Below are 21,268 nucleotides of genomic sequence, written 5' to 3'. Positions count from 1 at the left end.
CCGTGCCGAACCTGAACGCGGCGCTCGTACGCGGCGCCGTCACCTCCCCGTTCAAACGCCCCGGCCGCCCCGGCGCCGTCCTGCCGGCCGGCCGGGCCGTGCGCCCGGCCGCCCCGGCCGCCACCGCCCCGCTCGCCGCGTACCGCCGCGTCTGCGGCTTCCCGGCCCCGGGCCCGGCCGACGTACCGGACGCGCTGCCGCTCACCTACCCGCATGTGCTGGGCTTCCCGCTCGCCATGCGGCTGATGACCGCCCGGGGGTTCCCACTGCCGGTCGTCGGCCTCGTCCACACCTGGATCGAGATCACCCGGCACCGGGTCCTGCGCCCCGCCGACCCGCTCGAACTCACGGTGTACGCCCAGGAGCTGGCACCGCACCGGCGCGGCACCGAGGTCACGGTGGTCACCGAGGCGCGGCTGGCGGGCGAGCCGGTCTGGGAGTCCCGCAGCGGCTATCTCTCCCGGCACCCGACGACCGCAGCCCCACCGGCCGAGCGCCCAGCCCCGGCCTCCGCCCCGGAGCTTCCCGCCGTCGCCGAGTGGCACCTCCCCGGCGATCTGGGGCGGCGCTACGGTGCCGCCTCGGGCGACCGGAACCCCATCCACCTGTACCCGCTCACCGCCCGGCTCTTCGGCTTCCCCCGGGCCATCGCCCACGGCATGTGGACGGTCGCCCGCTGCCTGGCCGAGGAACCGCGCCCCGACGGGATCAGCTGGGTGCGGGCCGACTTCAGGGCCCCCGTCCTGCTGCCCGCCACCGTCACCTACGCGGCGGACGCCACCGGCTTCCAGCTGCGCGGCGCCGGCCGCGTCCACCTCACCGGGCGGACCCGCCGCGCGCCCGGCCCCCGGACGGATCCGGCGGCTGCCAGGGACGGCCGTTCATAAGGCTCTCCAGGCCCGCCCAGGAGAAGTTCATCAGGGTGGCCGCGGCCTCCTTCGCCGAGACGCCCGGGGTCTCGTTCGCCCATCCGGCGAGCGACTCCGCGGCCCCCACGAGCGCCTGCGCCAGCCCCGCCACATCGCGGTCGGGCAGCGCCGGATCGTGGTGCGCCTCGCGGGCCGCGGCCCCGATCAGCTCCGTCACGAAGGCGACGATCTCGTCCCGCATCGCCGTCACCTCGTCGGCGAACGGCTCCCCGTGCGTACGCGCCTGGCGGTGCAGCACCGCCCACCCGTCCGGATGCTCCGCGGTGTGCGTGAAGAACGCCCGCAGCCCGGACCACAGTTGCCGGTCGGCCGGAAGCCCCGGCTCCGCCCCGGCCCGTACCGCTTCGACCAGCGCCTTCGCCTCGCGCCGGATACAGGCGGTGAAGAGCTCCTCCTTGGAGTTCAGATACAGATAGACGAGCGGCTTGGACACCCCCGCCAGCTCGGCGATCTCGTCCATCGACGCGGCCCGGTACCCGCGCTGCCCGAAGGTCCGCACCGCGGCGTCCATCATCTGCTGCTCGCGCACGGCCCGCGGCATCCGTCTGCTCTTCACCGCACCCACGTCGACTTCCTCCCGCCCCCGGTGTGCCCGCTCCCCCGGCAAGGGTACGGCGCGGGCCTCCGCCCCGCCGCGTACGACAGCGCCCCCGGTCCTGCCGCGGGGGCGGGGACCGGGGGCGCTGCCATGTGCCGTGCGTGCGCGGGGGTTACGCGGCGACCGGAACCCGCTCCGGCTCGGTGTCGCGCACCTCGTCGCCGTCGACCGGCGAGGAGGAGGCCGAGTTGTACGCGTCGTGGTCGAGGATCTTCTCGCGGGCCGAGACGATCACCGGGACCAGCGCCTGCCCGGCCACGTTGGTGGCCGTCCGCATCATGTCCAGGATCGGGTCGATGGCCATGAGCAGACCGACGCCCTCCAGCGGGAGGCCCAGCGTCGAGAGCGTGAGGGTCAGCATGACCGTCGCGCCGGTGAGACCGGCGGTGGCCGCCGAGCCGATCACCGAGACGAACGCGATCAGGATGTAGTCGCCGACGCCGAGCTGCACGTCGAAGATCTGCGCGATGAAGATCGCCGCCAGCGCCGGGTAGATCGCGGCGCAGCCGTCCATCTTGGTGGTGGCGCCGAACGGGACCGAGAAGGAGGCGTACTCCTTCGGGACGCCGAGGCGCTCGGTGACCTTCTGGGTGACCGGCATGGTGCCGACCGAGGAGCGGGAGACGAAGGCCAGCTGGATCGCCGGCCAGGCGCCCTTGAAGAACTGCACCGGGCTGAGCTTGGCGACGGTGGCGAGCAGCAGCGGGTACACCCCGAAGAGCACCAGGGCGCAGCCGATGTAGACGTCGGCGGTGAACGTCGCGTACTTGCCGATCAGGTCCCAGCCGTAGTCCGCGATCGCGTAGCCGATGAGGCCGACGGTGCCGAGGGGGGCGAGGCGGATGACCCACCACAGGGCCTTCTGGAGCAGCTCCAGGACGGACTCGCTGAGGGTGAGGATCGGCTGCGCCTTCTCACCGAGCTGGAGAGCGGCGATACCGGCGACGGCGGCCATGAAGACGATCTGGAGAACGTTCAGCTCGGTGAACGGCGTGATCACGTTGTCCGGGATGATGCCGGTCAGGAAGTCGAGCCAGGAGCCCGCGTGCTCCGGCAGCTTGCCGTCCTTCGGCGTGAGGCCGGTGCCGGAGCCGGGGTTGGTGATCAGGCCGATCGCGAGGCCGATGGCGACCGCGATCAGCGAGGTGATCATGAACCAGAGCAGGGTGCGGGTGGCCAGCCGGGCGGCGTTGTTGACCTTGCGCAGGTTGGTGATCGACACCAGGATCGCGAAGAAGACGAGGGGCGCGACGGCCAGCTTCAGCAGCTGGACGAAGATGTGGCCGACCTTGTCGAGCGTGGTGTAGAGCCAGCCGATGTCGTATGTGCGCGTGAGCCAGCCGAGCACGACACCGAGGACGAGACCGGCGACTATCTGGGCCCAGAACGGGACCTTGGGTATACGGAAACCGGAGCCGGACGGGCTGCCGGCAGCGGTGGACGCGGGGTTCGCGGACACGGACACACTCCAGATGTGACGCATCGGGACGCACGGGGACGACTGTGCGGGGGACGGGGGGTGCGGCGCCCGCGTCAGGGGCGGCGCCGCTGCATGGTGCCGTTCAGACGTTGCGGCAACAGACCGCGGACATACAGCGGCAGAGGTCGACGTGCAGGCGCTCCACGAGCGGGACGCTCGCGGCGAATCGATGGCGCACTGCTGTCTTCATGTCGAACACGTTAACACTTGAACTTTGAGAACCTCAAAGGTCTTCTTTGACCCGGCCGGGCCCGCACCGCACCCGCGCCCGCGCCCCCGGGCGCCCCGGACTCCCGCCGGAACGACAAAACCCCAGTACAGGAGCGGACGCTCCGGTGCTGGGGTTTCGAATGAAAAGGGCGCGGGTGTGAGGAAGCTTACGCAGTCCTTACGTGGCTCTCACTCCGTCGCGGGCGCCGCCGTCACGGGGTGACGTGGTCCTCGCGGGTCCGGTTGGCCTCCAGGCGCTCCTTGGCGCGGTCGACCGTGGAGACGATCTGCACGGACATCTCGTCGCGCTGCTTGCGCAGCAGTACGTAGCTGAGCGGCGCGGACAGGACCAGGGCGAGCAGAATCACCCAGACGAGATTGGAGCCGTTCGTCCCGGAGGGCAGCAGGCCGAAATGGACGGCCACGGCCGCGATGGCGAAGCAGCCGACGAAGATACTGAGGCGCATCGCGGTGTACCGGATGGTCGCGCTCGGCTTGGCAGCGGACACAGTTGGCCTCTCTCTCGGCGTATGACGGTCCTTCGTTCCTGCCCGACCAGTGAAGCATGCCCCGGAATCGATCAGTTCGGAGGGCTCCGCCAAAGGAGGTGGCGCGGCCGGGCGGGCCGGGGCGGGCGGGGCTCAGCGGCCGAGCGGCAGCAGCATGATGATGTCGTCGCGGTCGTCCCCGTCGGCGACCCGGATCGCGTCGGGCACCCGTCCGACCTCCTTGTACCCGCACGAGGCGTAGAACCGGTCGACGCCGGTCCCACCCCGGCAGGTGAGCCGGACGGCCTCGATCCCGTCGATGCCCCGGGCGGCCCGCGCCGCCGCGTCCATCAGATCGCGTCCGTACCCCTTGCCCTGGTGGCGGGGGTGGACCATCACCGTGTACAGCCAGAGCCAGTGGGCCATCAGCCGGTGGCTGTTGAGGGCGAGGAAGGCCGTGGCCGCGACGGCGCCGTCCTCGTCGCGGCCGACCAGCAGACGGGTGCGCCCCTCGGCCATCGCGACCAGGTGCCTGACCAGCTCGGGCCGGATGTCGTCGGTCGTGACGGGCGGTACGAAACCGACCGCGCCGCCCGCGTTGGAGACCTCGGTCCACAGCTCGGCGACACCGTCCCGCAGCGCGCGGTCGAACGGGGGGTCCAGCTCAAATGTAAGTGCCATAGATGCAGATTAACTATTACTTGCCGTGAGCCCCAAACCCGGTCCAGCACGCGAGAAAGCCCCGGCCGAAGGCCGGGGCTCCCGTGGTACCGAACCGCTGACGATCCCGCGGGTCAGACGCGCATCGGCTGCGGCGACTCGCGCCGTCCGGCGTCCGGGCCCGGGTACTCGCGGATGATCTCGTAGCGCGTGTTGCGCTCGACGGGCCGGAAGCCCGCGTCGCGGATCAGGTCCAGCAGGTCCTCGCGGCCGAGCTTGTTCGGCGTGCCGTAGTTGTCCGCGTCGTGCGTGATCTTGTACTCGACGACCGAGCCGTCCATGTCGTCGGCGCCGTGCTGGAGCGCGAGCTGGGCGGTCTGCACACCGTGCATCACCCAGAAGACCTTGACGTGCGGGACGTTGTCGAAGAGCAGCCGCGAGACCGCGAAGGTCTTCAGCGCCTCGGCGCCGGTCGCCATGGTCGTCCGCGCCTGGAGCTTGTTGCGGATCTTGCCGTCCTTCATGTCCACGAAGTCGTGCTGGTAGCGCAGCGGGATGAAGACCTGGAAGCCGCCGGTCTCGTCCTGGAGCTCGCGCAGCCGCAGCACGTGGTCGACGCGGTGCCGGGGCTCCTCGATGTGCCCGTACAGCATGGTCGCCGGGGTCTTGAGCCCCTTCTCGTGGGCCAGGCGGTGGATCCGCGACCAGTCCTCCCAGTGGGTGGCGTGGTCCACGATGTGCTGACGGACCTCCCAGTCGAAGATCTCCGCGCCGCCGCCGGTCAGCGACTCCAGACCGGCCTCGATCAGCTCGTCCAGGATCTCGGAGGCCGAGAGTCCGGAGATGGTCTCGAAGTGGTGGATCTCGGTGGCGGTGAACGCCTTCAGGGAGACCTGCGGCAGCGCTTCCTTGAGCGCGCTCAGCGAGCGCGGGTAGTAGCGCCACGGCAGCGTGGGGTGCAGCCCGTTGACGATGTGCAGCTCGGTGAGGTTCTCGCCCTCCATCGCCTTCGCGAGGCGGACGGCCTCCTCGATGCGCATGGTGTACGCGTCCTTCTCGCCCGGCTTGCGCTGGAACGAGCAGTAGGCGCACGACGCGGTGCACACATTGGTCATGTTGAGGTGCCGGTTGACGTTGAAGTGCACGACGTCGCCGTTCTTGCGCGTGCGCACCTCGTGGGCGAGGCCGCCGAGCCAGGCCAGGTCGTCCGACTCGTAGAGGGCGATACCGTCCTCACGGGTCAGCCGCTCCCCTGCGCGGACCTTCTCCTCCAGCTCGCGCTTGAGCCCGACATCCATGCGGCTGCCTCCCAGTTGTCGACGTACTGTGCGTTTCCCGGTGCCCGGTGATGGGCGATACCGGGGCGAACCCCCGGTCCCCCGGGGGCTCCACCACGTTACGCCTACGGCTCCTCGGGAAGTTCTCCGACCCGGTTCTCCCACTTGGTGGAGAGCACGATCGTGGTGCGGGTGCGCGAGACGCCCCGTGTGCCGCTGAGCCGGCGGATGGTCTTCTCCAGGCCGTCCACGTCACCGACGCGCACCTTGAGCATGTACGAGTCGTCGCCCGCGATGAACCAGGCGTCCTCGATCTCCGCGAGGTCCTTCAGCCGGCGCGCCACGTCCTCGTGGTCGGCGGCGTCGGAGAGCGAGATACCGATCAGGGCCGTGACCCCGAGCCCCAGGGACGCGGCGTCGACGGTGGCACGGTAGCCGGTGATGACACCGGCGGTTTCCAGCCGGTTGATGCGGTCGGTGACGCTGGGCCCGGAGAGCCCGACGAGCCGCCCCAGCTCGGCGTACGAGGCCCTGCCGTTCTCCCTGAGGGCCTGGATGAGCTGCCTGTCCACCGCGTCCATATGACTGAAACCTTCCATTGTTCAGCAGTATCGCGAGTCTACGTGTAGAATCTAAGGCATGCAGGCTTCATCGCCTGCAAATCTTTCCGAACATCCAAAAAATGCTTTCGAATCTTCAGGAGTGAGAACACCGTGTACTCGATCGAGATGGCCTACGCCCGGATGCGCGAGCTGCAGGACCTGGCCAACCGCTCGCGTGCCCACCAGCCCGCCGCCGCGCACCGGGTCGACCGGACCCGCAAGCCGCGCGCCATGAAGAAGCGCTGACCACACCCTCAGCCACGGGAGTCACGGGAGCCGCCACCCAGCTCCCCCTCCCACCGGCGGTACAGCTCGTGCGGCACGCCCGCCGCGTCCAGCACCCGCCCGGCGACGAAGTCCACCAGGTCCTGGATGTGCGTCGCCCCCGCGTAGAACGCCGGAGAGGCGGGCAGCACCACGGCTCCCGCCTCGTCCAGGCTCACCAGATGCTTCAGCGTCTGCCCGTTGAGCGGGGTCTCCCGCACGGCGACGACCAGCTTCCGCCGCTCCTTGAGCGTCACGCTCGCGGCCCGCTGGAGCAGATCCTTCGAGAGACCGAGCGCCACCCCCGCCACACAGGCCGTCGAGGCCGGGACGATCAGCATCCCCTTGGCCGGGTACGAGCCCGAGGACGGGCCCGCAGCGAGATCACCGGCCGCCCAGTGCCGTACGCCCGCCACGTCCACGTCGAAGGTGTGCGGCTTCCCGTCCGCCCCGCGCGCCAGCCAGCCGCGCAGGTCCTCCTGCCAGTGCGCGTCGCGGAAGGCGATCCCGGTCTCGTCCAGCAGCGTCAGCCGCGAGGCCCGGCTCACCACCAGATCGACGCTCTCCCCCGCGGCCAGCAGACCGCGCAGCACGGCGGCCGCGAAAGGGGTGCCCGAAGCGCCTGAAACCCCGACGATCCAAGGCTGTCGTCGTTGCTGACTCACTGAAGTCCCGGAATCCACACTCCTGAGCCTATCCGGCAGTACGGAACCGGAACCGAACAAGGTGCCCCGGGCGTTCCAGGGGTGGAACGGATACGGCAGGGGACGACAGGGACCGGCAGGGGCCGACAGGGGGGCACGATGGCCGCATCGTCACATCAGTCCGCGACGGCGTGGGACGCGGGCGGTCGCGCGAGGACCGCGGCCAAGGTGATGCTCGGCTGGGTGGCGTTCCTCTGGCTGCTCGAAGTCGTCGACGTCTCGACCGGCCATGCGCTGGACACATTCGGAATAGAGCCCCGCCGGGCCTCCGAGCTGCTGGACGTGGTGCCCGCGTCCTTCATCCACTTCGGCTTCGGCCATGTCGCCGCCAACAGCCTGCCACTGCTGGTCTTCGGCTTCCTGGCCGCGCTGAGCGGCATCCGCAGATTCGCCGCCGTGGCCGCGATGATCATCGTGGTCGACGGTCTCGGCGTCTGGCTGGTCTCGCCCGGCGGTTCCAACACGGCGGGCGCGTCCGGACTGGTCTTCGGCCTCTTCGGCTATCTGCTGGTCCGGGGGTTCGTCGACCGCAGACTGCTCGACATCGGCGCCGGTCTGCTGATCGGCGCGATATGGGGTTCGTCGATCCTGGTGGGGATCTCCCCCGCCAACACCTCGGTCAGCTGGCAGGGGCATCTGTTCGGGCTGGCGGCGGGCGTCGCGGCGGCGTTCGTCTTCCGCCGCCGCGGCACGCCGGTGTCCGCCCGGCCGCTCATACCGTAGGGCGCGGACGGAACCCGTGGCGCGGGGCGCGGACGGAACCCGTGGCGTCCGGGTCAGCCCTCGCCCTGACCGGCGCTGCCCATCGGGCCGACCTTCACCGCGGAGCCGGAACCGTCCGTGACGGGCAGCGTGGCGGCGCCCGGCCATTCGAGGGAGAACGACTTCGTCTCGTTCGGCGGGGTCACCACGAGGCCCGTGACGCGGACGCCGGAGCCGCCCGAGGTGTTGAGCGGGTAGTTGATGCCGAAGTACACCGACTTCCCGCTCTTGAGGGTCATCGGGGTGGACTTCTGACCGGTGCGCTCCGCGGAGATCGCCCCCTCGGCGGTCTTCAGGTCGATGCCCGCGTACCCGGAGAGCACACAGTCCGGGCCGCCGTTCTTGAACTCCACCGCGACGGTCCCCTCGCTGTCGCCGCCGATGGTGCTGTCCGTCGCGCTGATGTCCAGGTCGTCGGTACGGCACTTGCCCGCGCCGCCGCTCCCACCGGACCCGCTCCCGCCGGACGCGTTCCCGGCGGACCCGTTACCGCCAGACGTGTCCTGCCCGCCGGTCCCCTTTCCGGCCGAGTCCTTCCCGCCGTCCTGGTCCGCACCGCCCGAGCCCGCGCCACCGCTCGTGGAGGACGCGGACGGCGGGGCGGTCTGCCCCAGGTCGTCCTCGCCGTTCTGGCAGGCGGTGAGCGAGAGACCGGCGACAACGGCCAGGGCGGCGAAGGTGAGCTTCTGTACGCGCATGGTTTCTTCCTCGGTGTCGGTGGGGGGCCGGCTGCTCGTTCCGCGTCGGTACGAGCGGGCGTTCCTGATCACCAAGAGCCACCGGGCCCGGCGCACCGTTCCGCCCAACCGCCCGCTAATACACCCCTGTTACACGCGCCACCGGGCACGAAGCGCAGCACCGCCGGGCGGCTCCCACCCGCCCCGGACCCGCTCCAGCCGCCCTCCGGCAAGGAAAACGGGGGCCTGCGCGGCGCCCACCGCGCCGCCGCGAGGGCGGTTCCCACGCCCGTTCGGCACCCGTCGCGCACGCGGTCCCCTGGGACGGACCCGTGACGCGGCGGTCCTTGACGCACCACCCCGCCCGGCCCGCCCGCCCCGCCGACCCTGCACGCGGTCCGGCCCCGGCCGGGCTCAGACCGTCAGGCCCCGCACCAGCAGGTCCAGCAGCGCGCACGCGAAGAGCGCGATCCCGATGAATCCGTTGACCGAGAAGAACGCCCGGTTCAGCCGGGACAGGTCGTGCGGCCGCACCACCCGGTGCTCGTACACGAACGCGACGGCGACGATCACCATGCCGATCCAGTAGAACAGCCCGGCCTCCGTGGCCAGCCCGAACCAGACCAGCAGCCCGGTCGTCACCGCGTGGCAGACCCGCGCGCCCCACAGCGCGGCCGGGACACCGAACCGGGCCGGCACCGACAGCACCCCGTGCGCCCGGTCCGCCTGGACGTCCTGGCAGCCGAAGATCAGGTCGAAGCCGCCGATCCAGATCCCGACCGCGAGGCCGAGGATCACCGCGTCCCACGACCAGCTGCCGGTCACCGCCAGCCAGGCGCCGACCGGCCCCATCGCCTGCGCGAGACCGAGGATGGCGTGCGGGTAGTGGGTGAACCGCTTCCCGTACGGATAGACCACCATGGGGACGACGGCGACCGGCGCGAGGGCCAGGCAGAGCGGGTTCAGCAGCGCGGCCGCGCCGAGGAAGACCACGACGGCGACGAGCGCCCCCGTCCACGCCGACCTCACCGAGACCGCCCCGGTGACCAGCTCCCGGCTCGCGGTGCGCGGGTTACGGGCGTCGATCTCCCGGTCGATGATCCGGTTGCAGGCCATCGCGAAGGTCCGCAGCCCCACCATCGCGACGGTGACGAGCAGCAGGGTGACCCAGTCGATGGACCCGTCCGCCCGGAACATCGCGGTCAGGGTGGCGATGTACGCGAAGGGCAGCGCGAAGACCGAGTGCTCGATCATCACGAGCCGGAGGAACGCCTTGACCTTGCTGTTCGGTTGTACGGGCCCGGAGCCCAGTGCTGCTTCGGCGGCGCTCACAGTCCGTATTCCTTCCACCGGCGGTCGACCTTCGCCGCCGTCTCCGGGTCGGACTCGACCATGTCCGGCCAGCCCCCGTCCCGGGTGTAACCCTCCTCGGGCCACTTCTTCGTCGCGTCGATACCCGCCTTGCCGCCCCAGAACTGCTGGTAGGAGGCGTGGTCGAGATGGTCGACGGGCCCCTCGGTGACCGTCAGGTCCCGCGCGTAGTCCGTGTTGCCGAGCGCCCGCCAGGCGACCTCGTGCAGATCGTGGACGTCGCAGTCGGAGTCCACGACCACGATCAGCTTGGTCAGCGACATCATGTGCGCGCCCCAGATGGCGCTCATCACCTTCTGCGCGTGCTTCGGGTACTTCTTGTCGATCGAGACGATCGCGCAGTTGTGGAAGCCGCCCGCCTCCGGCAGGTGGTAGTCCACGATGTCCGGCACGATGATCTTGAGCAGCGGCAGGAAGAACCGCTCGGTGGCCCGCCCCAGCGGCCCGTCCTCGGTCGGCGGCCGGCCCACCACGATCGACTGGAGCAGCGGACGCTTCCGCATCGTCACGCAGTCGATGGTCAGTGCGGGGAACGGTTCCTGCGGGGTGTAGAAGCCGGTGTGGTCGCCGAACGGCCCCTCGGGGAGCATCTTCCCGGGCTCCAGCCAGCCCTCGATGACGACCTCGGCCTGCGCCGGGACCTGGAGCGGCACGGTCTTGCAGTCGACCATCTCGATCCGCTTGCCCTGGATGAACCCGGCGAAGAGGTACTCGTCGATGTCCCCCGGCAGCGGGGCGGTCGAGGCGTACGTCACGGCGGGCGGGGCGCCGAACGCGATGGCGACCGGCAGCCGCTCGCCGCGCTTGGCGGCGACCTGGTAGTGGTTGCGGCTGTCCTTGTGGATCTGCCAGTGCATCCCGATGGTGCGCCGGTCGTGGCGCTGGAGCCGGTACAGCCCCAGGTTGCGCACGCCGGTCTCCGGGTGCTTGGTGTGCGTGAGCCCCAGGTTGAAGAAGGAGCCGCCGTCCTCGGGCCAGGTGAAGAGCGCGGGCAGCCGGTCCAGGTCCACGTCGTCTCCGGTGAGCACGACCTCCTGCACCGGGGCGCTCTCCTGCTTCACCTTCTTCGGCGGCACGTGCACCATCGAGCCGAGCTTCCCGAAGGCCTCCCGCACCCCGACGAAGCCGTGCGGCAGCTCCGGCTTGAGCAGCCCGCCGATCTTGTCGCTGATGTCGTCGTAGGACTTCAGGCCGAGCGCCTTGAGAAGCCGCTTGTCGGTGCCGAAGACATTCATGGCCAGGGGCATCGAGGACCCCTTGACGTTCTCGAAGAGCAGCGCGGGGCCGCCCGCCTTGTTCACCCGGTCGACGATCTCGCCGACCTCCAGGTAGGGGTCGACCTCGGCCTTGATGCGCTTGAGCTCGCCCTCGCGCTCCAGGGCCCGGAGGAGGGAACGAAGATCGTCGTAAGCCATGCCGTCCAGTTTGTCATCACCGTCGACGATCACCCGGGGTGCCCCACCCCGGCGGCCCCGGCCCGGCGCCTCCGGCGCGACGCGGCCGCCCCCGCACACCTGGAATCCAGCGGCCCGGCCCGCTCGGCGCCGGTTCACCCGGCTCGCCGTGGTATGTCACGGACACCGGCTACGCTGGGCCCCAACCGGGGCGGGACAAGCCCCGCCAACTCTCCGCAGGGGGACTTTTCCACCATGTTCCGGGCCCTGATCTATCTCCTGCCTCTGGCGCTGACGATCTACGCGTTCATCGACTGCCTGAACACCCCCGAGGACGAGGCCAAGCACCTGCCGAAGATCGCCTGGGTCTTCATCATCCTGCTGTTCTGGATCGTCGGCCCGATCGTCTGGCTGGCCGCCGGCAAGATGCGCCACGCGCCCGCCGGAGGCCGTACGCCGTCCGAATGGCACCGCAACCACCGTGCGCGGTGGGTGGCGCCGGACGACAACCCCGAGTTCCTGAACGCGCTGAAGGAAGAGAACAAGAAGGACGAGTCGGTCCTCAAGGACTGGGAGGCCGATCTGCGCCGCCGCGAGGAGGAGCTGAAGCGCCGCGAGAACGGGGAGAGCCCGAGCCCCTCGGGCGAGTAGGCCCCCGGGCCGGGAGGACCCCATGCGCGACGCGGACATGCTCGCCACCGCTCTGGACGAGGCCCGCGCCGGTCTCGCCGAGGGCGGGGTGCCCATCGGCGCCGCCCTGTACGGACCGGACGGCGTCCTTCTCGGCCGGGGCCGCAACCGGCGTGTCCAGGACGGCGATCCCTCCCTGCACGCGGAGACCGCGGCCTTCCGGGCGGCCGGGCGGCAGCGCTCGTACCGGGGTACGACGATGGTGACGACGCTCTCCCCCTGCTGGTACTGCAGCGGCCTCGTGCGGCAGTTCGGGATCTCCCGGGTGGTGATCGGCGAGGCCCGGACGTTCCGCGGCGGGCACGACTGGCTGGCCCGGCACGGCGTGGAGATCGTGCTGCTCGACGACACCGCGTGCGAGGCGCTCATGCGGGGCTTCGTGCGGGACCACCCCGACCTCTGGAACGAGGACATCGGCGCCGGCTGATCCCGCCGCGCTCCACGCACCGCCGCGCCCTGCGCACCCCACGCACCGCCGTGCCCTGCGCACCCCGCGCGCACGCGCGCCCCGTCAGAACGTTCGAAAATCCTCTCCACTCCCCAACAGCCCGGCGATATCCTTGTGTTGACGCTGTGACAGATCGAATCAAGCGTCGACGCCGGGGGGTGCTGTGGAGAGAGAGCTGTACGGACGCGAGGCGATCTTCGACGACGACGGACTCGCCGCGCGCCTGACCGGCCTCACTCCGTACGGCTCCGCCCGGGTCGCCTACGAGCACCGCGACGATCCGCCGGTCGCCGTGCTGACCGGCGGGCGCGGCATGGGCAAGACGGCCGTCCTCAAGCAGCTGCGCCATCTGTACCGGGAGACCACCCCGGTCGCCCTGATCGACTGCGAGACCGTCGTGGCGCCCGAGGACGCGGGCCCCGGCTGGACCCCGGTCACCGGGGCGCTGCCGGAGTTCGCCACCCAGCTCACGGCGCGGGTGCGCGCCGCGCGTCCGGTGTCGTTCCCCCGGCTGAGCCTCGGGCTCGTGGCGGTCGCCTCCATCTCCTGGACCCGCGAGGACGAGACGCGGGCGCGCCGGGACCTCCAGTCGCTCGGCCCGATCCTGGCGACCGTCGACGGCCGCGGGGACGCCGCGACCGGCTGGGTCACCAAAGTGCTGACGAAACTGGCCGCCAACGCCTTCGACTCGATGGCCCCGATGGCCGGGATGATCGCGGAAGCCACCATCGAGACGGTCCTGGAGGAATCGTTCAGCCGCTTCCAGCGCCGTTCCGCGGACTGGTACGGGAGCTATCCGCACGCGGGCGGCAACGGCCGGATCGGGCTGCGCCAGCTGGCGGTCGACTTCGAGCGCGGCGGGGATCTGCGCCGCCGCGCCGAGGACCATCTGGTGCTCGCGCTGGCCGCGGACCTGGTCGGGGCGTACGGGGGGCTGTCCTGGGGCGCCCGGCGCGGCCGCCCGGTGCTGCTGATCGACAACGCGCACACACCGCTGGGCCGCCAACTCGTGGAACCGCTGCTACGGCAGCGGGCCGCCGGGGTCCGGGACCGGATCGCGGTGTTCGCCTCCTCCCGGGTCCGGGACCACGAGGGGCTGAGCCACGCGGTGCGCCGGCGGCTTCCGGAGGTGGCGCACGCCTCGCGCTGGTCCAGGGGGACGGGCGTGACCTCCGGGATCCTCGCCGTGGAGCTGACCCCGCTCGATCCGGAGCAGGTGCGCGCCGCGTTCGACCGGCACGACCGGGCGGGCCGCATCCCCGCCGGGCTGGCCCGTGGTGTGCACCGGCTGACGGGCGGGCGTCCGCTGGCGGTGGAGCTGCTGGCGCTGGCGGCGGGCGAGGCGGCGGAGCCCGCGTCGCTGGTGCCGGGTTCGCTGCTGGACCGCACGGTGGAGGTGCGCGAGGACCGGGCGCCCGCGCAGGTGGCGGACGAGCTGCTCGCGCGGCTGCTGCCGGAGGCCGGGCAGCGGCTGGACTTCCTCTCCGTGCTGGCCGCCGCGCACGGCGAGGACTCGGCGCGGCTGCTGGCGGGGAGCCGTCTCGGCCGGGGTTCGCCGGACGGGGACGTGGCGCTGCGGATGCGCGACGCGCTGCGGGCGGACGACTGGCCGGTCGGGCCCGGCCACTTCGTCGCCGATCCGCTGCTGCGGTCGCTGCTGCTGCACCGGCTGCGGTTCCAGGACGGCGACCATCCGTCCTACGCGGTGTGGCAGGCGGTGCACGTCTCGCTTCGCGGGGCGTACGCCCCCGGTGGCCGCCACCCCAGCGTCCCGCGTCTGCTCCACCAGAAGCTGGTGCTGGGCGACGCCGAGGCGTGCGTGAGCCATCTGCGGCTGCGGTTCGACGAACCGGACGTGTCGGCGTGGCTCGCGCTGCTGCGCTTCATCGCCTCGGCCCCGTACCCGCGCACCCGGGGGTCCGTCGGCCCCGACCCGCGGCGCGCGGTCGCGCTCGGCCGGGCGGACAACACCGCGCCGAGGGGGCTCGACCCCCCGGCGGCCGAGCTGCACGTACTGCTGCGCCGGCTGCTGCACGGCGTATGGCTGCTGTCCGATCCACTGGCCCTGCCGGACGAAGAGGTGATCGACAAGATGGCGCACGAACTGCGGCAACTGTCCGGCAGACATCCCACCGGCAACAGCGTGCTGTGGGACGCGGCCACGCACTGGCCCCGGGACGTACGGGCCTGGCGGCCGCTGTCCATGCCGCCGGGCGGGCAGCGGCCGGGGGACGGCGGGCCCGATGCGTAATCCACTGCGCTACCGCCTCTGGTACACCGCGCGGCAGAGGGTCGTCACCTCGGTGGTGCTCGCCGCCCTGGTGATCACGTCCGGCTGGTACGGCATCGGCCGCCTCACCGCCCCCGAGGACCGCTCCTGCGCCCCGGGCGTCGAGCGGCCGCAGGGCAGTGACGAGTGCGTCGGGGTCTCCGGCGACGGCTACGACTTCGGGCAGTCGGAGCTGGCCGGGGTCGCCGCGGCCATCGACCGGGAGAACGCCACTCTGAAGCCCGGCCGGTACGCGACGGTCGCGCTGCTGCTGCCGCTGACCTCGACGGACGCGGCGATGCGGACGAAGATGCAGCGCGAGTTGCAGGGCGCGTTCGCCGCGCAGTACCGGGCCAACCGCCTCTCCAACGACCAGGTGCCGAAGATCCGGCTGGTACTCGCCAACACCGGCAGGAACAACCTGCTGTGGCGGCCGACCGTGGACCGGCTGAAGGGCATGACCGGGGCCCCGGACCACCTGCGGGCCGTATCGGGGGTCGCCACCAGCAGTACGCAGGTCAAGTCGGCGGTCAAGGAGCTGACCGCCGCGCACATCGCGGTCGTCGGCACCACGATCACCGCCGACGACATCGCCAACGGCGCGAAGGGCGACCCGTTCCCCGGCCTGGCGCGGGTCTCGCCGACCAACCGCGACGAGGCGCGCGCCCTGGCCCACTTCGGGCGGGTGAAGGCGGACAAGGCGCTGCTGGTGCAGGACACCCGGACCGGGGACCACTACACGGACACCCTGCGGGCAGCCTTCACCTCGCTGGTCAAGGGCACCCGCTACCAGCCGGAGCTGTTCACCTCGCGCAGCGACCCCAACGACGAGGGCACCACGGCCAACACCTTCCAGCAGATCACCCATCTGATCTGCGACACGGACGCGGATACGGTGTTCTTCGCCGGCCGCCACGTCCAGCTGCGGCAGTTCATCAACGCGCTCGGGGCCCGGGGCTGCCAGAACCGCGCGTTCACGATCCTGACCGGTGACGAGGGCTCGTACCTCGGCAGCGACAAGAAGCTCGACCGGAGCGCGCTACGCCGGAAGGTGACCGTCCGCTATGCCTCGCTGGCGCACCCGGACGCCTGGGCCGCGGCCTCGGGGAAGGGCGGGACGACGACGGGCGGTTCCCCGGCGGACTACCGGGACTTCCTGGAGCTTCTGGCCACGGTGTCGAAGCCGCCCGCAGGCCCGATCGGCCCCACGGACCACCGGGCCCTGACCGACGGCCAGATCATCATCGCGCACGACGCGATGGCCCTGGCGGTGCACGCCATCCGGCAGGCGACCCCGGAGGGCCAACGGCTGCCGCAGCTCACGGACGTGGGCGAGCAGTGGCCCCGGGTGAAGGGCTCGCTGAAGGTGTCGGGGGCCAGTGGCTGGATCTGTCTGGACAACCACGGCAACCCGTACAACAAGGCGGTTCCGGTGGTGGAGCTGTCGCCCGAGGACGCCGGTCAGCGGTTCGTGGCGCTCGCCTGGCCGGAGCGCACCCCGCCGGACGCCACCTGTCTGCCGCCGTCATCGGCGCCCTGACCCCGGCCGGTCACCGCTCGGCCGCCACGTACTCCTCCCGCAGCGCGGCCCACCGGACCGGGGTCCACTTCGTCCAGTCGGCGGGGTATCCGCCGAGCGCGTCCACCAGGTGGAGGAAGTGGTCGTGCCAGCCCGCCAGGCAGTCGAGGCGCAGCTCGTCGTCGCCCCGGAGCTCGTTGGTGAACCGGAGCAGCACGTGGTCGCCGCGCGGGGGCTCCAGATGGAAGCGGACCCGGCCGTGGAGCCCGTCGAAGGTGTATTCGGCGATCCGTTCGATGTCCCAGGCGGTGACGGTGCCGGAGGCGACCGTGGCCCGCCCGTCCTGGCCGGTGTTGAGCCAGTGGAGTGTGATCGCTCCGCCCATGCGCGGCTCGAAGGGGTCGGCGGCGGCGAGCCAGCCGGGCAGCCCCCCGGAACTGGCGACGGCTGCCCACACCCGCGGGACGGGGTGGGGCAGCCGTAGCGTGAACCTCAGGGTGTGCAGGTCACCGTGGGTCTCGCTGGTGCCGGGCTCGATGACGGGGGTCGCATCGGTCATGGTTCCAGCGTGGCCCGGTGGTGCGGAATCCGCACCCTTGCGTGACGGGATCAGACGCCGGCGTAGGAGTGCTTGCCGGTGACGAAGATGTTCACGCCGTAGTAGTTGAAGAGCCAGCAGCCGAAGGCGATCAGCGCCAGATAGGCGGCCTTGCGGCCCTTCCAGCCCGCGGTGGCGCGTGCGTGCAGGTAGCAGGCGTACGCGACCCAGGTGATGAAGGACCAGACCTCCTTGGGGTCCCAGCCCCAGTAGCGGCCCCAGGCGTCGCCCGCCCAGATCGCGCCCGCGATGATCGTGAACGTCCACAGCGGGAAGACGGCGGCGTTGACGCGGTAGGAGAACTTGTCGAGCGTCGCGGCCGCGGGCAGCCGGGAGAGCACGGACTGGGCGAACGAGCCGGGCTGCCCGCCGTTGGCGATCTTGTTCTCGTAGCTGTCGCGGAAGAGGTACATCAGGGTGCCGGCCGCGCCGATGTAGAAGACGGCACCGCAGATGATGGCGGTGGAGACGTGGATCCACAGCCAGTACGAGTGCAGCGCGGGCACCAGCTGGTCGCTGGAGGTGTAGAGCACCGTGGTCGCGATGCCGAGGTCCAGCAGGACGGTGGTGACCAGGAGCAGCCCCATCCAGCGGACGTTCTTCTTCAGGGCGAGGAGGATCAGGTACGCGCCGACCGCCACCGTGGAGAAGGTGATCGAGAACTCGTACATGTTGCCCCAGGGGGCACGCTGCACGGACAGCGCGCGGGCGACCACCCCGGCGGCCTCGACGAGGAAGGCGAGCACGGTCATGGAGACCGCCATCCGCCCGTACAGATCGCCCTTGAACGTGCCGCCGGCCGCGCCGGGCCCGTCCGGCACGTCGCGGGAACCGGCCGCCGCACGCGTGATGATCTTCGGCCGGTCCAGTACGGCGGTGCCGCCGCCCTGCTGCGCGACCTGCACCTTCACCGAGCCGGCGGCGTCCGCGCCCTCGGCGCCGGTCAGCGCGGCGGCGGTGCGGCCGACCTTGCTGCGGCTGCCGAACACCCACTCCGCGATGTGCGCGAAGAAGGCCAGGGTGTAGACGGCCATCGACGAATAGATCAGCACATTGCTGGTGTGCGCCAGGTTCTCGTTGGTTGCGGCGGCGAGATTCACTTCTCAGCCCCTTCGGCAGGTTCTTCGGAGGATTCTTCGACGGAGTCGGACTCCGGTTCGGGGGAGGAACCGGGCTCGGTATCGGTGCCGGGCGCGGTGTCGGCCTCGGGCGCGGCGGGCGCCGAGGCGATGAGCGTGACCGCGAGGTCGGCCAGCTCCTCGGGGAGCTTCGCGGACTCGCTGCGGCCGAGACCCGCCATTTCGACGACCGTGACGCCGTCCGCGCCGGGGGCCACCCGCACCCAGACCCGGCGCCGCTGGATGAAGAGGGAGCCCGCGAGTCCGGCGATCGCGGCGACCGCTCCGGTGAGCGCCCAGCCGCTGGCGGGCTGCTTCGAGATCTGGAAGCTGGCCCACTCCTGGATGCCCTCGAAGGTGATGGAGCCCGCGCCGTCGGGCAGCTTCATCGTCTCACCGACCAGCAGACGCTGCTTGAGCTGCTTGCCGTCGGCGTCCTTGAACTCCTTCATCTTGGTCTTGTCCAGCTGGTACACGTTCTGCGCCAGCCCGGAGTCGGGGCCGAGGTAGCCGTAGTAGCCGTTGAGGGCCAGTACGGGCATGTCGGGGGCCGGGAACTGCGAGAACATCGTGCCCTTGCCGTTGCCCGCGAAGGTCGGCACGAAGAACGCCTGGAAGCCCAGCTGGGTCTTCTTGCCGTTCTTGTCGCGGTAGCCGTCGAAGACCTTGATGGCACCGGTCGAGGTGACGTTGTTGTCGATGGGCAGCAGCGGCACCGCGTTGCGGTAGACCTCCTTGCCCTTGCCGTCCTTGACCGAGACGACCGGCGCGTAGCCGTGCGCGTTGAGATAGACCTTGGTGCCGTCGACGACGAGGGGCTCGTTGACCCTGATGACGGTCTTCCGCGGCTTGCCGAAGGCGCCCTTCTCGTACGTCACATGGGCCTCGTAGGTCCTGGGCGTACCGATCTGGGGGCCGCTGCGCTCGTAGGTGCCGGTGAACTTGTCGAGCGTGAAGCTGAACGGGGCGAGCGAGTCGTCGTCGAAGAGCGAACCGGACTTGAAGTCGTCGTACTGGGTGATCGTGTTGGAGAAGCCGTCGCCCTCGACGATCAGCTTGCCGCCCTCGGACTTGAAGAGCTGCCCGTAGGCGAAGGACACCAGCATCACGATCAGGGCGACATGGAAGACCAGGTTCCCGGCCTCGCGCAGATAGCCCTTCTCCGCGGCGACCGCGTCGCCCACGGTGTGCGCGCGGTAGCGCCGCTTCCGCAGCACCGCGAGCGCGGCCTCGCGGACCTCCTCGGGCTCGGCCCCGGTGCGCCAGGTGGTGTACGCGGGCAGCCTGGTCAGGCGCTTGGGGGCGCCCGGCGGCCGGCTGCGCAGCTGGCCGATGAACTGGCCGGTGCGCGGCACGATGCAGCCGATGAGGGAGACGAACAGCAGGATGTAGATCGCGGAGAACCACACCGAGCTGTAGACGTCGAAGAACTGGAGCTTCTCGTAGAGCGGCGAGACGGTGGTGTGGGCCTTCTTGAAGGTCTCCACCTTCATCTCGTCCACGCTGTTCTGCGGGATCAGCGAGCCGGGGATGGCGCCGAGCGACAGCAGGAAGAGCAGGATCAGCGCGACCCGCATCGAGGTGAGCTGCCGCCAGAACCAGCGGATCCAGCCGATGACGCCCATGGCGGGCAGACCGGCCGCGCTCTCCTCGCGCGGGGCGGTGGAGAGCTGGGAGCCGGCCGCGCCCAGCTCGCGGGCGTTCTCCCGGTCCCGCTCGTCGCGCGCCTTCCGCTCGTCGGGGCGCGCGCGCTCCGGGGCGGGGGGGTTGGACTTGGTGTTGCTCATGGAACTCAGATCCCCACCGTGAAGCCGTTGGACCAGCTCTGCAATTGCTGCATCATCGTGCCCCACACACCGGTCAGCAGGAGGAGACCGGTCGCGATCATCATGACGCCGCCGATGCGCATGACCCAGGCGTAGTGCCGCTTGACCCAGCCGAACGCGCCGAGCGCCTTGCGGAAGGCGATGGCGGCGAGCACGAACGGGACGCCGAGGCCGAGGCAGTACGCGATGGTCAGTATCGCCCCGCGCCCGGCGGTGCCCTGGTCCATCGCGAGGATGCTCACGGAGCTGAGCGTCGGGCCGAGGCAGGGGGTCCAGCCGATCCCGAAGAGGGCGCCCAGCAGCGGTGCGCCCGCCAGCCCGGTCACCGGCCTCTTGTGGATACGGAATTCGCGCTGGGTCATCCAGGGCATCAGGCCCATGAAGAAGATCCCCATCAGGATCATCAGCACGCCGAGGATCTTGGTGAGGATCCCGCTCTGCTCCTGGAGGGTCTGGCCGAAGAAGCCGAAGAGGGCGCCGCCGGAGACGAACACGGCGGTGAAGCCGAGCACGAAGAGCGAGGCACCCGTGACCATCCGCCCCCGCCGGGCCTGCGCCAGGTCCGTGCCGCTGACCCCGGTGACGTAGCTGAGGTAGCCGGGGACGAGCGGCAGGACGCACGGCGAGAAGAACGAGACGAGCCCGGCGAGCACGGCAAGGGGCAGGGCGACGATCAGCGCCCCGTCCACGATCGTCGAGTTCTCGCCCTGGAGCGCGGCAAGGGTGTGCACGGAATCACTTCTCCGCGATCAGCGGGTCGATCATCTTGTGCAGCTTGTCGGAGTCGAGGGCGGCCAGGGAGCGGGCGGCGATCTTGCCGTCCCGGTCCAGGACCACGGTCGAAGGAATGGCCTGCGGACGCAGCGTGCCCTTGGGGAAGCGCAGAATGAGCTTGCCGACCGGGTCGTAGAGGCTGGGGTAGGGGACCCCGTAGTCCTTCTCGAAGCTGATCGCGGGGCCCTTCTCGGAGTCCCTGGTGTTGATCCCGACGAACTGGACGTCCTTGTCCTTCATCTCCTTCGCCACCCGGGAGAAGTACTGGGCCTCAAGGCGGCAGGGCCCGCACCACGAGCCCCACAGGTTCAGTACGACGACCTTGCCCTTGTAGTCGGCGACGTCGAGCTGCTTGCCGTCGAGGGTCTCGCCGTTCAGCTTCGGCGCGGCCTTGCGGTCGCCCTTGTCCACGGTCGAGATCCCGCCACTGCCAGTGACGAAGTTGGTGTTGCCACCGCCTCCGGCCTTGTTGCCGTCCCCGCCGCACGCGGTCAGCGTGAGGGCGAGTGCGGCGGCCGCGGCGGGGGCGGCGAGCAGGGTGAAGCGGCGTCGGGGTGCGCGGCCATAGCTCATGTGAAAAGTTTCGCATGGCGGTTTCGGCGATCTCTGG

22 protein-coding genes are annotated in these 21,268 nt (G+C 70.9%); 7 read left to right on the top strand and 15 right to left on the bottom strand.

Features of this window, described 5'->3' with window-relative positions:
* Positions 1 to 2: 2 nt before the first annotated feature.
* The gene (locus ACFVFH_RS33155; RefSeq protein WP_383775822.1) at positions 3 to 887 is read left to right on the top strand and encodes a MaoC family dehydratase; all 885 of its coding nucleotides are present in this window, start codon (positions 3 to 5) and stop codon (positions 885 to 887) included.
* Here the strand turns inward: ACFVFH_RS33155 and ACFVFH_RS33150 are convergent.
* The 6 genes from ACFVFH_RS33150 to ACFVFH_RS33125 form a co-directional block, all read right to left on the bottom strand.
* Positions 817 to 1,470 (bottom strand): TetR/AcrR family transcriptional regulator, encoded by a 654-nt coding sequence (locus ACFVFH_RS33150; RefSeq protein ID WP_383775909.1) that lies wholly within the window; start codon positions 1,468 to 1,470, stop codon positions 817 to 819. The genes ACFVFH_RS33155 and ACFVFH_RS33150 overlap by 71 nt on opposite strands.
* A gap of 169 nt (positions 1,471 to 1,639) precedes the next feature.
* Positions 1,640 to 2,986 (bottom strand): dicarboxylate/amino acid:cation symporter, encoded by a 1,347-nt coding sequence (locus ACFVFH_RS33145; RefSeq protein ID WP_383775820.1) that lies wholly within the window; start codon positions 2,984 to 2,986, stop codon positions 1,640 to 1,642.
* A 443-nt stretch (positions 2,987 to 3,429) separates the two neighbouring features.
* On the bottom strand, positions 3,430 to 3,684 hold the full coding sequence (locus ACFVFH_RS33140; RefSeq protein ID WP_383775906.1) for a DUF4229 domain-containing protein: 255 nt from the start codon (positions 3,682 to 3,684) through the stop codon (positions 3,430 to 3,432).
* Positions 3,685 to 3,858: 174 nt separating this feature from the next.
* Positions 3,859 to 4,386, bottom strand: a complete 528-nt coding sequence (locus ACFVFH_RS33135; protein ID WP_383775817.1) for a GNAT family N-acetyltransferase — start codon at positions 4,384 to 4,386, stop codon at positions 3,859 to 3,861.
* Between the two features lie 113 nt (positions 4,387 to 4,499).
* The gene (gene mqnE / locus ACFVFH_RS33130) at positions 4,500 to 5,663 is read right to left on the bottom strand and encodes an aminofutalosine synthase MqnE (protein ID WP_383775814.1); all 1,164 of its coding nucleotides are present in this window, start codon (positions 5,661 to 5,663) and stop codon (positions 4,500 to 4,502) included.
* Positions 5,664 to 5,767: 104 nt separating this feature from the next.
* Entirely contained in the window at positions 5,768 to 6,223 is a 456-nt protein-coding gene (locus ACFVFH_RS33125) for an Lrp/AsnC family transcriptional regulator (protein WP_342282446.1), read from the bottom strand.
* 132 nt (positions 6,224 to 6,355) lie between these two features.
* Here ACFVFH_RS33125 and ACFVFH_RS33120 point away from each other — a divergent pair, with 132 nt between their 5' ends.
* Positions 6,356 to 6,490: a hypothetical protein gene (locus ACFVFH_RS33120; RefSeq protein ID WP_358941099.1), complete on the top strand. Its 135-nt coding sequence runs from the start codon at positions 6,356 to 6,358 to the stop codon at positions 6,488 to 6,490.
* Positions 6,491 to 6,498: 8 nt separating this feature from the next.
* Here the strand turns inward: ACFVFH_RS33120 and ACFVFH_RS33115 are convergent, their stop codons facing one another.
* Positions 6,499 to 7,173: a UbiX family flavin prenyltransferase gene (locus ACFVFH_RS33115; protein ID WP_383775811.1), complete on the bottom strand. Its 675-nt coding sequence runs from the start codon at positions 7,171 to 7,173 to the stop codon at positions 6,499 to 6,501.
* Between the two features lie 138 nt (positions 7,174 to 7,311).
* Between ACFVFH_RS33115 and ACFVFH_RS33110 the strand changes: the two genes are divergently transcribed.
* The gene (locus ACFVFH_RS33110) at positions 7,312 to 7,935 is read left to right on the top strand and encodes a rhomboid family intramembrane serine protease (protein ID WP_383775809.1); all 624 of its coding nucleotides are present in this window, start codon (positions 7,312 to 7,314) and stop codon (positions 7,933 to 7,935) included.
* A gap of 53 nt (positions 7,936 to 7,988) precedes the next feature.
* Here the strand turns inward: ACFVFH_RS33110 and ACFVFH_RS33105 are convergent, their stop codons facing one another.
* From ACFVFH_RS33105 to ACFVFH_RS33095, 3 genes are all read right to left on the bottom strand, one after another.
* Complete coding sequence (locus ACFVFH_RS33105) at positions 7,989 to 8,672, bottom strand: DUF4232 domain-containing protein (protein WP_383775806.1); 684 nt, start codon at positions 8,670 to 8,672, stop codon at positions 7,989 to 7,991.
* A 393-nt stretch (positions 8,673 to 9,065) separates the two neighbouring features.
* Entirely contained in the window at positions 9,066 to 9,983 is a 918-nt protein-coding gene (mqnP, locus tag ACFVFH_RS33100; RefSeq protein ID WP_383775804.1) for a menaquinone biosynthesis prenyltransferase MqnP, read from the bottom strand.
* The gene (locus ACFVFH_RS33095) at positions 9,980 to 11,437 is read right to left on the bottom strand and encodes a menaquinone biosynthesis decarboxylase (protein ID WP_383775801.1); all 1,458 of its coding nucleotides are present in this window, start codon (positions 11,435 to 11,437) and stop codon (positions 9,980 to 9,982) included. Before ACFVFH_RS33095 ends, mqnP begins: the two co-directional genes overlap by 4 nt.
* 234 nt (positions 11,438 to 11,671) lie before the next feature.
* On the opposite strand from ACFVFH_RS33095, the gene ACFVFH_RS33090 reads away from it, so the two are divergent.
* The 4 genes from ACFVFH_RS33090 (at position 11,672) to ACFVFH_RS33075 (ending at position 16,363) form a co-directional block, all read left to right on the top strand.
* Positions 11,672 to 12,067 carry a PLD nuclease N-terminal domain-containing protein gene (locus tag ACFVFH_RS33090; RefSeq protein ID WP_383775798.1) on the top strand — a complete coding sequence of 132 codons (396 nt, stop codon included), beginning with the start codon at positions 11,672 to 11,674 and terminating at the stop codon, positions 12,065 to 12,067.
* Between the two features lie 22 nt (positions 12,068 to 12,089).
* The gene (locus ACFVFH_RS33085) at positions 12,090 to 12,533 is read left to right on the top strand and encodes a nucleoside deaminase (RefSeq protein ID WP_383775796.1); all 444 of its coding nucleotides are present in this window, start codon (positions 12,090 to 12,092) and stop codon (positions 12,531 to 12,533) included.
* Between the two features lie 184 nt (positions 12,534 to 12,717).
* On the top strand, positions 12,718 to 14,805 hold the full coding sequence (locus tag ACFVFH_RS33080; RefSeq protein WP_383775794.1) for a hypothetical protein: 2,088 nt from the start codon (positions 12,718 to 12,720) through the stop codon (positions 14,803 to 14,805).
* Complete coding sequence (locus tag ACFVFH_RS33075; protein WP_383775791.1) at positions 14,798 to 16,363, top strand: ABC transporter substrate-binding protein; 1,566 nt, start codon at positions 14,798 to 14,800, stop codon at positions 16,361 to 16,363. The genes ACFVFH_RS33080 and ACFVFH_RS33075 overlap by 8 nt, the downstream gene beginning before the upstream one ends.
* Positions 16,364 to 16,373: 10 nt before the next feature.
* Here the strand turns inward: ACFVFH_RS33075 and ACFVFH_RS33070 are convergent, their stop codons facing one another.
* The 5 genes from ACFVFH_RS33070 to ACFVFH_RS33050 are packed head-to-tail and all read right to left on the bottom strand — an operon-like array spanning position 16,374 to position 21,231.
* Complete coding sequence (locus ACFVFH_RS33070; protein ID WP_383775788.1) at positions 16,374 to 16,901, bottom strand: hypothetical protein; 528 nt, start codon at positions 16,899 to 16,901, stop codon at positions 16,374 to 16,376.
* A gap of 50 nt (positions 16,902 to 16,951) precedes the next feature.
* Positions 16,952 to 18,040: a c-type cytochrome biogenesis protein CcsB gene (gene ccsB / locus ACFVFH_RS33065; protein WP_383775785.1), complete on the bottom strand. Its 1,089-nt coding sequence runs from the start codon at positions 18,038 to 18,040 to the stop codon at positions 16,952 to 16,954.
* Entirely contained in the window at positions 18,037 to 19,845 is a 1,809-nt protein-coding gene (locus tag ACFVFH_RS33060) for a cytochrome c biogenesis protein ResB (protein WP_383775782.1), read from the bottom strand. The genes ccsB and ACFVFH_RS33060 overlap by 4 nt, the downstream gene beginning before the upstream one ends.
* Positions 19,846 to 19,850: 5 nt before the next feature.
* Positions 19,851 to 20,615 (bottom strand): cytochrome c biogenesis CcdA family protein, encoded by a 765-nt coding sequence (locus ACFVFH_RS33055; protein WP_383775779.1) that lies wholly within the window; start codon positions 20,613 to 20,615, stop codon positions 19,851 to 19,853.
* A 4-nt stretch (positions 20,616 to 20,619) separates the two neighbouring features.
* Positions 20,620 to 21,231, bottom strand: a complete 612-nt coding sequence (locus ACFVFH_RS33050; RefSeq protein ID WP_383775776.1) for a TlpA family protein disulfide reductase — start codon at positions 21,229 to 21,231, stop codon at positions 20,620 to 20,622.
* Positions 21,232 to 21,268 lie beyond the last annotated feature (37 nt).

Origin of the sequence: Streptomyces sp. NPDC057697, assembly GCF_042799335.1 — a bacterium.
GTDB lineage: Bacteria > Actinomycetota > Actinomycetes > Streptomycetales > Streptomycetaceae > Streptomyces.
This window is presented reverse-complemented; position numbering and strand designations above follow the sequence as displayed.